The sequence below is a fragment of the Bacillus sp. EB600 genome, assembly GCF_024494385.1.
Taxonomy (GTDB): domain Bacteria; phylum Bacillota; class Bacilli; order Bacillales; family Cytobacillaceae; genus JAEVLT01.
On the sequence record NZ_JAEVLT010000067.1, the window covers coordinates 1 to 11,843 of the forward strand.

Below are 11,843 nucleotides of genomic sequence, written 5' to 3' on the forward strand. Positions count from 1 at the left end.
CCTTAAATAAAAGGAAAACCGGCTTTTTGTCTGCTAGGAGGTACAGTATTTACTTTATCATAGCTACTTTACAGTTTAGTTAGAGAAATAGAACAATTTGGTAGGCTTGTTTACAGTTTAGTTAATGAACAAGAACAGTTTGATAACAGAGATAGTATTTTATTAAATGCCATGATTATTCCTCTTCTGCGTAAGCTTCTGTTGATGTGTCTCTGCACTCCCAACATTCCGCTCGATTCCTCTCCATAATAGATAATTCCTCTCCGCATGAAATGCAAATATCCATTAACAATCCCCCTTTCCGTGTTTTTTAATAAAATAAATCCAACCTCATCTAGTAAATAAGTTGCTAGATCAATCATAACACGAAATATTCTGAGAAAAAGAACATACATATGTAAATAAAATTACATAAATTGCAATCATATCGCATTGTCATCTCAAAATAGTCGAAAATTCAGTCTATTACAATTTCATATTTTAATTTATATACGGGTAGTACCAACAAAACGCGAATGTTTCCCACGTTTTGTGACCATACGAATAATCTAAAAGTGGATTTATCTTTCCTGTCTTTATTCCTGTCCCCCAATTTTTTCAATATATTTGTACTCTTTTTCAAGATCACTCAAAGTCAATTCATTTTATAATCCTCTAATTTGATTAGCTTATTAATTAATTTTTGTTGATCAATCAAAAGGAGTCGAATTCCAGAGATTGCTTCATGAAAACGTGAGAGAATATCTTTCGTTCTTAAAAACTATAAAAAATTCAAAACCCAAAACGATTAATACCAAAATTAACGCACTGGTCAAGTTCAATAAAATTCCCCTCGTTGAATCCAACGTACAGGAAGAAATGGTTCTGACAAAAAAAGATTAAGTAAAGGTTCAAAAGCAGTATGCTTCCCTGGCCAAAGTGGAGTATAAAGATGCCGAGAAGTTTCGCCAGATGGTACTTGATAGTGGGAATAAACGAAATTATGCCCTTGTAACCCTTCTTGCTTATGCCGGATTACGGATCTCTGAAGCTCTTAACCTCAAATTGGATGATTTTAATATTACGTCTCGTAAGATTCTTGTGAAAAATGGGAAAGGTAGCTAATCAAGAACAGTATTTATGAATGATAAAGTAAAAGCAGCTCTTCAATCCTGGTTAAAGGAACGTGAAAAGGAAGGCATTGAAAATGAACAGCTTTTTGTAAGCACTCGAAATAAACAAATGGATAGAACAACGGTCAATAAGCTCTTTAAGGAATACGCTGAAAAACTTGGGAAAGATATTACTCCACACGATTTACGGCATTTCTTTTGTTCTCATGCAATTAATAAAGGCATGAGTGTTCACGAAGTGGCTAACCAGGCAGGACATTCCTATATTCATACGACTTTGCTTTATACCAACCCCAGTAAAGACGACCTAATTAATAAAATGAATCAATTATAGGGAGAAAAGATTTGTATGGTTACAAGAAGATATTCGTATTAACGTAGAAATTTGGGCTTGTTGGAATGAAGATGAAGAAAAATTACTCGATTGGTGGATAACAGGCGATAATTGTTAGATTTTATTTTATACTTTTTTGATTGTTGGTTAACCTTAGTTAACACGGTTAACCTATTGATATATAATAGATTATAAGTTAACCAATGGAGAGTCAAAAAAATGTCTGACAAAACGTTTGGGGTAAAAGTAAGTGAAGAAATATATGACAAAGTAAAGAATATGATCGATGTTTCCGGGATTTCTTCAAAAGAGTGGTTTGAAAAAGAAGTGAGGTTCAAAGCTTAAAGGACGGTTCCGGAGATTATAAGCAAGATTTAACAGAATTAGAGAAGCACACTACCCGCATTTATGAGTTAGTAGCCAATATGATTCAACGTGCTAATTACTTAAAAGATGATGCAATGAAGGGATTAGAAACCAAGCTAGAAAACAAGGAGTTAACTATTTCTGAGTTGCAGAGTAATGTTAAAACATTAAAAGATGAATTAAAACGATTAGAAGATGATTTAAAGCAATCTGAGAATGACAAACAAGCTTTATCTGAACAAGTGGAAGGATTAAGATCCACAAACGATAATAACCAGGCTCTTATTCAGGAATACAAAGAAAAGATCGATACGTTATCATCATTAGTAAATGAATATAAAGGGTTTGCTACGGAGAATGTTGAGTTAAAAGAAAAAAACGTAGTAGAAAAAGAACAAATGAAATCGGAATTTGAACAAAAAGAAAGCAATCTTGAATCTTCTATCCATCAATTAACAGCAACAGTTCAAGATCAACGTAAACAAGTTGAACAGCTGACAGAAAAGCTAAGCAACACTATCCAAGAAACTGAATCTTTAAAGGTTAACTTCGAAAACAAGTTAACTCAGTTAACCAATGCGAAGGATTTAGAAAGAGAACGGGCTATCTTAGAAATTGAAAGAAAATATCAAGAAAAGCTTCAAGAAGTGCATGATCAATACAATGAAAAACTCACTCGATTGTATGAAAAATTTGATCGTAATGAAGATAGGGATAAAGGCAAAACAGAAAATAAATAGATTAAAAAATGGAACGGGGCGAATCTAACGGGTTCCGTTTCCTATCACAAAAACTTGAAATCGTACAAAAAATTAGCTAAATTTGTATTACAAATCACGCTATATTCAACAGTGTTTTTTGTAATTAAAAAATAAAATAGCTCAGTTCACAACTGAGCTATTTCTTATATTTATTTTCAAAAGCTTCTTACACTAAAGCGCCCGATTGTTGAATAGAATAGAACATTTCTTTATCTGCCTATATAATTGACCTTCTAGGGATGAAAGGGTCGGATCCTTTTTATACGTGCGCGGCAAATGTAGGTATTGGCCTGTTACCATGCTTAACGCAGACCATATTGACTCCATTTCAGCAGCGAGAATCATCCTTGCTGAGATTTTGAACAATAACAAAATTGTAACCGTTGATCAGCTTGACGATGAATTCTTAGAATATGGGAGGCACCCAGGGACAGGCACCTCCTCCCACCAAACATTTACAATTAGTAGAATGAATATAACTCTGTGGAGTCAATAGGTTTCACCATAGGCACGCCGTGTAAAATCTTGTTTCACTGAAGATTTATGGAATATAAGAAAAAAGGAGAGTAATCATGATCGGCTCTCCTTTTTTACTATTCATATGGGTAGTCAGAAATGGCGACTCCTACTCGGATCGTTCAAGTTTAGATGGCTTTCGTTGTCCATGATTCTACGTCCCAAATATCTGTTACCACGTCTTGGTAAAAATCAGGTTCATGAGAGATAAGGACCACGCTTCCCTTATACGATTTCAAAGCTCGTTTTAGCTCAGCTTTTGCATCTTTATCCAAATGGTTGGTTGGCTCATCAAAAACAAGGATATTGCTTTCTTGGTTAAGGAGCTTACATAACCGGACTTTCGCTTGCTCTCCACCACTTAATACGGATATTTTACTTTCAATATGTTTTCTGGTTAACCCACATCTCGCAAGAGCAGCGCGTACCTGTCCTTGGCTTAACTGAGGAAACGTATTCGATATTTCTTCGATGCACGTGTTTTGATTTTCCGTTTTCACTTCTTGTTCAAAATACCCAATATACTGATGCTCACCGCGTTCAAGTGAACCAGAAAGAGATCTTATTTCTCCGAGCATGCTACGAAGGAGTGTAGTCTTACCAATCCCATTCGCACCAACTAATGCCACTTCTTGTCCACGCTCTATATAAAGATTTAACGGCTTTGATAGTGGCTCATCGTACCCAATGACAAATTCTTTCGTCTCAACAATTAATTTACCTGAGGTTCTTGCTTCTTTAAAGTTGAAATCAGGTTTTGGTCGTTCCTGTGCTATTTCAATAACATCCATTTTATCGAGTTTTTTCTGTCTCGACATGGCAAGGCTGCTGGTAGATGCTCTTGCCTTATTACGGGCTACAAAATCTTTTAAACTAGAAATTTCTGATTGTTGTCTCTTAAAGGCAGCTTCAACTTGTATTTTTTTAGCTTCATAGGCAATAAGGAAATGGTTGTAATCACCCACGTAGCGATTTAATTTCTGATTTTCTAAATGGTAGATCACATTTGCAACGCTATTAAGAAATGGAATATCATGAGAAATTAATAAAAAAGCATTATCGTATTCTTGCAGGTAACGTCTTAACCACTCAATGTGTTGTTCGTCTAAATAGTTTGTAGGCTCATCTAAAAGAAGAATATCTGGTTTCTCAAGTAAAAGCTTGGCTAATAAAACCTTCGTTCGCTGCCCACCACTTAAATCATGAACATCTTTTTCTAATCCTATACCATCAAGTCCAAGACCACGTGCCACTTCTTCTACCTTAGAATCAATAATATAGAAATCGTTATTTGTTAATATGTCTTGTAATGTACCAACTTCCTCTAACAACTTTTCCATTTCTTCAGGTGTAACGTCTGAAATCTTTTCATAAATGGTATTAATATTCGTTTCAACGTCAAAGAGATATTGAAAAGCCGTTTTTAATACGTCACGGATTGACATTCCCTTTTGTAAAACCGTATGTTGATCAAGATAACCGACTCGTTGATGCTTTGACCACTCTATTTTTCCATCGTCAGGCTGAAGATGCCCTGTAATGATATTCATAAACGTCGATTTACCTTCGCCGTTTGCCCCAATTAAAGCTATATGTTCACCTTTTAACAAGCGGAAGGAAACATTATCAAAGATCGTACGATCGCCAAATCCGTGGTTTAGGCCTGTAACCGTTAATACACTCATATATTTAACCTCATTTAAATTTCATTTTATTTTGTTTCGTTTAGTTTAGGAATTAATTATAAAATCGTTCATCTGATTGTTATAGTTCAATATTGAACTATAACACAGAAAACGGAATAGTTGAATGGAATAACTTTGGAAACAAAGGGACGGTACTCTTGTTTTCCCCACCCAATGCTTCTTGACTCCAAAGAAATGCAGCATTAGGATCATTTCTTCCACTTCATGAATGCCTTATTGTTGAACTCCCCCGCCTTAAAGGATATTCTTCATAAAAGCTATATTTATCCCTTCTATTTTCCTTTTTCATTCCTGCAGTTTTCACTGTATAATAATCTTGTTAAATCCTTCAAAGGAGAATTTATATGAATCAGAAAGAATTGGAAGAAAAAATAATCGAAAACTACCAAGGTCAAGAAAAGATGATGATCCTCGTCTTTGCGCAGTGGTGCATCAATCATGATCTCGAACCTGAAGAAATCTATCTACGTGCCTATCCCAACCAAAGCGCGAACCCGGCATTGAGAGAAGCCATCGAATTAACCGTACCAAAAGAGGAAGCCGGTGAAGTATCGGATGAAACTATTCTGGGATTATTATCCTTATTTGGAAATGACGACCTTACTTTTGTCGTGACAGAGGAAATACAAAAGAGGAAAAAATAAAGATAAAGACGAAATACGTTGTTTCAATTTATATTATAACTCAACTTTCGCACCTATAAAGCTATGGTGAGTTTAAGCGTAAACGTCAAGTAGCCCCCAAATACTACATGGGTGGTGTATTTCGGGACTATGTTTTGTTTGCTTCACTTTTTATCGGTACTCTGCATGCCGAGGGTAAACTAGATGACCGCGGCAAGACTTTATCTATTTCTTTTTTATTTGTTAGATCCATATTTGGCAGCGTTTCAAACAAATAGCGAAGATAATGATAATGGCCCGTTTGCTGAAGAAAACAAAGACTTAACCACTAACCTTCACAAAGCTAGCTTTAGTGCATATAAATTCCAGAGCAACGAAAAAGCCCAATTTCTCAATTTTAATGTGGAGAAGTCGGGCTTTTCATTTTGGAATTTCCTTAACGTTGTAAATTCGCATTTTTTGGTATACTTTATACTTTCCTATTAGCGAAAAAAGGTTTGTGCAATAAGAATTAAAACAGCTATAAAACTAATTATTTAACGATATATACTGGGCAATTGGATTTCTGCACAACATGATGACTGACGCTGCCTAAGAACACTTCCTTCAATCCACTTAAGCCACGGCTTCCCATAACAACAAGATCAGCATTGCTCTCCTTAACGAAATCCACGATCGTACTAGCAGGGTGTCCCTCTATTAATAATGTCTTTGTCTTGTTTGGCAGGTCTTTCAATTTTTGTTCTACTTCATTGAGCGCCTCTTTCGTTTCTTTCTTTACAGTTTCACGCACTGGATCGTAGTAATAGAAGGTGTTAACCGTATCAACAACCATGATAACGTCCAATTCGATATTTTCCTCGTATTTTGCCAGTGTTTTAGCCGTTTCCAATGCCTTCTTGCTTAATTCAGAGTTATCAAATGGGACCACAATTTTTTTATAAATATTTAACATATTTTCCATCCCCCTAGAAATCCTTGTATATTCATTTTATTCCATTTTTGCTATTTGCAACATGGAAACAGTAGTGAATTCATGATTTTTTCACAAAATTATGAAAATTATATGAACAATCATGGGTCCTGCCGACAAAACGCGGATGCCACGCTAAGCAAATTTCGACATGGAAAAAAGCCGATTTTACCTACACAAAGTAATCGGCACTTTGATTTGTCTTGCTAAACAATCGCGCCCGATTGCTGAAGATCAAAAAATTAAAAGAACTTCAAAAATTTACTTGAAGTTATTGTGCTCCCTTTCACAGTACTTTCCACAACTCTCCTTGGTTTACTTTCGTACTCTTTGGTCATACTGACCTTTTATGAAAATTTTCAAAAACAAGCCAACAATAATTCCTGAAATCACACACAGCATAGGAAGCCAAACCGGTCCTAGTAATACTCCAAATAGCTTAAAATTCGAAGAGTAAATGCATCCGACCGTTACAAAGTACGCTGAAAACACAAACAGCAGGAAGGAATATCGGTCTTTTCCCCCTCCTGCATCTTTCCAGGCATCCCATATCGCAAAAAAATATAAACAAGGGTAAAACATTAACCACTGATAATCAGCTTGTACAATTGCTTTTTCAATATCTCCGTGAAAGCTTAATATAATTATTTCGTTAAAATTTACTTGAACATTGAACACAAACTCCAACAAGATGAGTATAATGCCCTTTACATATTTGCATTTAATAACTAGCCGAAGCCAGGAAGAGCAATGCTCCCATAATAATTTTTCATAGGGATTCATAACATTAATTCTGTATTAATTTGTCATGGTCGACTGCTTGAGGAGGTTCCTCCATCCAGCCGTGTTTAATCATAATATTGGCTCCATCTTCGACATACAGTGCGACTTCTGGAATTATTGATATATATTTAAGTCCTAAATCTCTCCTTGGACTTGCTGCTAATGCCATTCCATAATATCCAATTCCTGTTGCAACCATAGTTGTAACGTGAAACATCATTAGTTTATCTGAAAAAATACTTGCGGTTGTATCTAAAACAGCCGAACCTGAACTAGGGGCAGGCAGATCCTCTTTGGTTAAAAAATTGCTAAATGTATCTACATATTTTTGGGCAAGTTCTTTCCCTCTTAGAAAATACTGTTTTACATCTTCGTTTTGAGCAGTCTGGCCAAAGCCCGTTACTATTTCTTTACCGATAGCATTTATTAGAGTGTTAAAGTATAAATGAGTGATTTCTTGTGAATTAATAGACCTCTTTTTCCCCAAAAAACCAGTTAAATAATGTTGGTTTTCTATAAAATCGACCTTATCAGGAATAGGTATATAAGGAGGTTTTACATAAATCCCTTGTTTTAGCATTAAATCACGTGTTCTGTCCCGCAATTCAACCCCTTTATTCAATATACGTTTATGAAAAGTAACAACATCTGGACGTGTCACAACTGTTAGTCCTGCACAGCTGGCTGTCATTGCAGATACAGCCATTTGACTTAAATACTTTAAGAAAAATGTATCTGTAAAAAGTCTTGGAGCTTTTGTATTGACATCTTGTTCCGTAAATCCAATGGGTATCGGGAAATTCTCTTTTTGAAACAGTTCCTGCATGATGGAAACATTCTCTTTTGCTGTATCGAGTGTCCATTTAATAATAGGACGTATTTCTTCATCTTCTACTTTTTCTAAGAAATAGCTATTCACACAAACAACTATTGTATCACCCATGTATTGAGTCCATAAACCGGACATTTCCGCAGCCGTTAAACCAATGTTTGTTTTATCTTCCATTAAAAACCTCCTATTCAATATGTCAAAGAATAATATCCCCAGAATAGGGAAAAGTATGAATGAACCACTTATACAATACGTCGAATGAAAAATGGTCTAGCTAATTACTAGCTAAGACCATTTTTGTTTATCTTTAATTTTCAACTTAACTATTTTCACATCGCTTCTTTCACCCTGCTTCGTTAGTTATCATGAACGAAAGGAGCTAGTTATTATGAATACTACCACAAAATACGTAGGTTTAGACGTATCGAAGAAAAAAATCGCAGTAGCAATTGCAGATGAGGGTCGTGACCAACCAAGGTATTTTGGAATGATTCCCTATACGATAGAAAGTATTAAAAAATTAGTAAAACAGTTGGGGGATCCAAAACAACTTAGTGTGTGTTATGAGGCCGTTCCAACAGGATATGGGTTATATCGCTTATTTATCAGCATGGATATCGAGTGTGAGGTCATTGCGCCAGCATTAATTCCTAGAAAGCCTGGTGAACGTATAAAAACAGATCGTAGAGATGCCATTAATCTTGCAAAACTTTATCGTGCTGGCGAATTAACATCTGTTATGCGCCTACAGAAGAAGATGAAGCACTTCGAGACTTAGTCCGAGCACGGGAAGATTCTAAAGAAGATGAATTAAGAGCAAAACATCGCTTAACCAAATTCCTTTTACGTCACGATATTCGTACTCCAAAAGGTGTGAAAAAGTGGACAACAAGATATTATGAGTGGCTAAACTCCTTAAAGTTTGATCATTCTGCCTTAAGAATTGTTTATGAAGAATATATGCATCAATTAACTGAAATTCAACAACGATTAAACCGTTTGGAAGAAGAAATCGAACGGCAAGCTATAGTTGGAGTGCACGCAACAATGGTTCAAGCCCTTCAAACACTACGAGGAGTAGCTGTGGTTACAGCAACTAGTTTAGTAGCAGAAGTCGGATCATTCCAACGATTTTCTTCTCCTAAGCAATTTATGGCATATGTAGGTCTTATTCCGAGCGAAAGTTCAAGTGGGGAACTTAGACGACAAGGAAAGATAACAAAAGCAGGAAACCGTCATGTCCGGAGATTATTAATTGAATCTGCGTGGAGTTATCAATATCCACCGGCTGTGAAAGGAAAATTAAAAAAGAGACAAGAAGGACAACCGCCAGAGATACTTTGGATTTCATGGAAAGCCCAAACTCGTTTGAACAAAAGATATTTTCGTTTACTATCCCGTGGAAAAGTTGCCGGAAAAGCCATTACAGCAGTAGCGAGAGAATTATCAGGATTCATATGGGCAATTACACAAGAAGTAGAGAAAGAACAAAGAAGGAATATATCATAAACCTATTACCAAACGTTTAATTAACAAAGAAAATAACCATAAATCCAAACTTTTAATAAAAATGTGATAAGAATAGGGCTCGAAGGCAAAGGTTAAAACCGGAAAGGAGAACCCACGACTTAAACTTGTGCTATGTCTAAATAGGCTAACGCACGTCGTTAGTTAGTGGAAGCTCCTTTATACGGAAAGATAAAATGTGAAAACCCACGAATATCAGAGTGATAACCGTTGTAGAGACGGCTTGCTTGGAAAATCTTCATAATATCAGAAGTAATTTCATCCTCTAAAACACGCTCTTTTACTTCGTAATAATAGGTAGCTCTAGGTAGATGAAGGACTTTGAACATTGCTGATATCGAGTATTTGTCCCGGTTATTTCGGATCACATTTACTTTCGTCCTAGTATCAGCGCAGCTTGCTTTAAAATATCGTTCTCCATCAGAAGTTGCTTATTTTCTTTACGTAGTTTGTTCAACTCAACTTCTTCTGGTGTTTGGTTGTCTTTTTCCTTGAATGAGCCTGTAGTTTTATTTTGACCAATCCATTTATCTAGTGAAGATGGTGTCAGATCGTACTCACGAATAATATCCTTTCTTGGTTTGCCATTTAGATACAGTTGTACCATTTGATTTTTAAATTCCTCTGTAAATGTTCGTCGCTCTCTTTTAGTCATCGTAGATTCCCCTCAAATATATTATCTGTAGTCTACTTGACCTTAAAATATCTGTCTAGCTAAGTGTATCCTATCCAGTGTTCGTAATATTTCACCTATACTCCTTCTGTATTGATTGTAAATTATTTTTCGCCTATACTTTGGAGTGAACACGATATGGTACTTACATAACCATTTTGTATGTGCCAAACTATTTGCTTGATTTGCCAATTAACTCACTTACCTTTCTAATTTTAGAGGCTTGAACAATCTCTATTATAGAAAAAAGTGATTTTTTTGTTTGGTATAACCACTTATCCCCCACCCGTATAGCAGGTGGTTTTTTGTTTCGCACGCTATCGCAAGCTCAACTGACTAAAGTCATAATATAAAAACGCATGAGATTTTATATATGAAATCTCATGCGTTTTTATTTGTGAACGGCTGGATTACGCCTCTAAAGAGAGCCTGTTAGAAACAACCTCTTCCTAACGGGTCACTCATCATCCAGGCGATTTCAAGTTATCCTCCGGGAAACTTCTGCTTCCTCAGCATTTCAGCAATCCCTTGATTATAACGTTTGCTGAAGAAGGAAGCTACTAATTCTGTCCATGTGCCGATACGGTTGTTTTTCGATCTTTCCTGCAGATAACGGGAATATGTATCATTATACTCCTCAAGAATTGGTTCCAGCTCACGGTTGTAACGTTCTTCATGGTAAACAGCTTCTTTTGGAAGGCGTGGTTTTTGGCCATCGTCTTCTCGTGGATGACCAATGCAAAGGCCGGACACTGGAATCACGTATTCCGGTAGGTCAAGCATATCGATGACTTTTAAAGCGTTTTTGCGAATCCCGCCAATGGCTACGGTTCCGAGGCCAAATGATTCAGCAGACGCAACAGCCGTGCCAAGGGCAATCCCGACATCCGTCACGCCAACGATAAGTGTGTCGATATTATCTGTTATATTTAATGTTGTTCCTTCCATTTCCGAGGCTAGATACGTTCGGTAAAAATCCGCACAGAAGACCAGGAAAACGGGAGCTTCTTCGATATGCTTTTGGTTTCCGCACAGCTCTGCCAATTTCTTTTTGCGCTCTTTGTCCTTGACAGCAATAATGGAATACTGCTGTCCATTAATCCAATTGGGCGATGCTTGAACCGACTGGATAATCTGTTCCAGCTGTTCCTCATCTACCTTCTTGTCCTGATATGAACGAAAAGAACGATGAGCAAGCAATGATTTTGTTACTTCATTCATGTTTAGACCCCCCTGTACAAACAATCCGTTCATCTAGATTATAACAAGATTTAAATCTCGAAGGAAAATAGAAGACACCCAGCGGTTAGTAAAAAGGTGTCTGTCCTCCAGTACGTGAAGTAATTTGAGTTAATTAAAAGAAATTAACTTTTAGTTTAAAATTATTTTTTCTAAAAGAATCTCTAAATTATTGTCTGGAAAGTGTCTAAATTATCTGATGATTCATTAAAGAAAAAGCATTCCTTTATAAAATTTTTAAGGAATGCTTTTTCTTACAAATTTAGCTAATTAAGCTAAAGCACCCTTCGTATTATAAGGTCAGCCAGAAAATATTTCTGGTTGACCATTTTTTATATCGATATATGATAACCGTAGCCGGGGTAGAACGTCCGCACCCGTGGGACTTGATCCCGTCG

The 11,843-nt window shown here is 36.2% G+C and carries 10 protein-coding genes and 4 pseudogenes; 7 read left to right on the forward strand and 7 right to left on the reverse strand.

The genetic code is table 11. From position 1 onward, the window contains the following. Positions 1-951 precede the first annotated feature (951 nt). The 4 genes and pseudogenes from JN080_RS27655 to JN080_RS27670 all read left to right on the forward strand — a co-directional run bounded on the left by JN080_RS27655 (position 952) and on the right by JN080_RS27670 (position 3,069). Positions 952-1,446, forward strand: a pseudogene (locus tag JN080_RS27655) (tyrosine-type recombinase/integrase). Positions 1,447-1,665: 219 nt separating this feature from the next. Continuing rightward, positions 1,666-1,791, forward strand: a complete 126-nt coding sequence (locus JN080_RS27660; RefSeq protein WP_256239167.1) for a hypothetical protein — start codon at positions 1,666-1,668, stop codon at positions 1,789-1,791. A gap of 80 nt (positions 1,792-1,871) precedes the next feature. Next, the gene (locus tag JN080_RS27665; protein ID WP_256239168.1) at positions 1,872-2,552 is read left to right on the forward strand and encodes a coiled-coil domain-containing protein; all 681 of its coding nucleotides are present in this window, start codon (positions 1,872-1,874) and stop codon (positions 2,550-2,552) included. A gap of 286 nt (positions 2,553-2,838) precedes the next feature. Beyond that, positions 2,839-3,069, forward strand: a complete 231-nt coding sequence (locus tag JN080_RS27670) for a hypothetical protein (RefSeq protein ID WP_256239169.1) — start codon at positions 2,839-2,841, stop codon at positions 3,067-3,069. Between the two features lie 148 nt (positions 3,070-3,217). Here JN080_RS27670 and JN080_RS27675 read toward each other — a convergent pair whose 3' ends face one another. Then, a complete protein-coding gene (locus tag JN080_RS27675; protein ID WP_256239170.1) occupies positions 3,218-4,774 on the reverse strand; it encodes an ABC-F family ATP-binding cassette domain-containing protein in 1,557 nt (518 codons plus the stop codon). A gap of 365 nt (positions 4,775-5,139) precedes the next feature. Between JN080_RS27675 and JN080_RS27680 the strand changes: the two genes are divergently transcribed. Then, complete coding sequence (locus tag JN080_RS27680) at positions 5,140-5,439, forward strand: hypothetical protein (protein WP_256239171.1); 300 nt, start codon at positions 5,140-5,142, stop codon at positions 5,437-5,439. A 511-nt stretch (positions 5,440-5,950) separates the two neighbouring features. Here the strand turns inward: JN080_RS27680 and JN080_RS27685 are convergent. The 3 genes and pseudogenes from JN080_RS27685 to JN080_RS27690 form a co-directional block, all read right to left on the reverse strand. After that, entirely contained in the window at positions 5,951-6,373 is a 423-nt protein-coding gene (locus JN080_RS27685; RefSeq protein WP_256239172.1) for a universal stress protein, read from the reverse strand. A gap of 333 nt (positions 6,374-6,706) precedes the next feature. Then, positions 6,707-7,174, reverse strand: a pseudogene (locus JN080_RS30085) (hypothetical protein). A 4-nt stretch (positions 7,175-7,178) separates the two neighbouring features. Continuing rightward, a complete protein-coding gene (locus tag JN080_RS27690; protein ID WP_256239173.1) occupies positions 7,179-8,180 on the reverse strand; it encodes a DUF3231 family protein in 1,002 nt (333 codons plus the stop codon). A 214-nt stretch (positions 8,181-8,394) separates the two neighbouring features. Here JN080_RS27690 and JN080_RS27695 point away from each other — a divergent pair, with 214 nt between their 5' ends. Together JN080_RS27695 and JN080_RS27700 are read left to right on the forward strand one after the other, a co-directional pair. After that, entirely contained in the window at positions 8,395-8,784 is a 390-nt protein-coding gene (locus JN080_RS27695; RefSeq protein WP_256239174.1) for an IS110 family transposase, read from the forward strand. Continuing rightward, positions 8,739-9,515 carry an IS110 family RNA-guided transposase gene (locus JN080_RS27700; RefSeq protein ID WP_256239176.1) on the forward strand — a complete coding sequence of 259 codons (777 nt, stop codon included), beginning with the start codon at positions 8,739-8,741 and terminating at the stop codon, positions 9,513-9,515. Before JN080_RS27695 ends, JN080_RS27700 begins: the two co-directional genes overlap by 46 nt. 236 nt (positions 9,516-9,751) lie before the next feature. On the opposite strand, the pseudogene JN080_RS27705 reads toward JN080_RS27700, so the two are convergent. From JN080_RS27705 to JN080_RS27715, 3 genes and pseudogenes are all read right to left on the reverse strand, one after another. Beyond that, positions 9,752-10,188, reverse strand: a pseudogene (locus JN080_RS27705) (transposase); the annotation flags it as partial. A gap of 75 nt (positions 10,189-10,263) precedes the next feature. Then, positions 10,264-10,398 (reverse strand): annotated as a pseudogene (locus JN080_RS27710) (transposase); the annotation flags it as partial. Between the two features lie 291 nt (positions 10,399-10,689). Continuing rightward, positions 10,690-11,427 (reverse strand): NADPH-dependent oxidoreductase, encoded by a 738-nt coding sequence (locus JN080_RS27715; RefSeq protein ID WP_256239175.1) that lies wholly within the window; start codon positions 11,425-11,427, stop codon positions 10,690-10,692. Between the last annotated feature and the right edge of the window lie 416 nt (positions 11,428-11,843).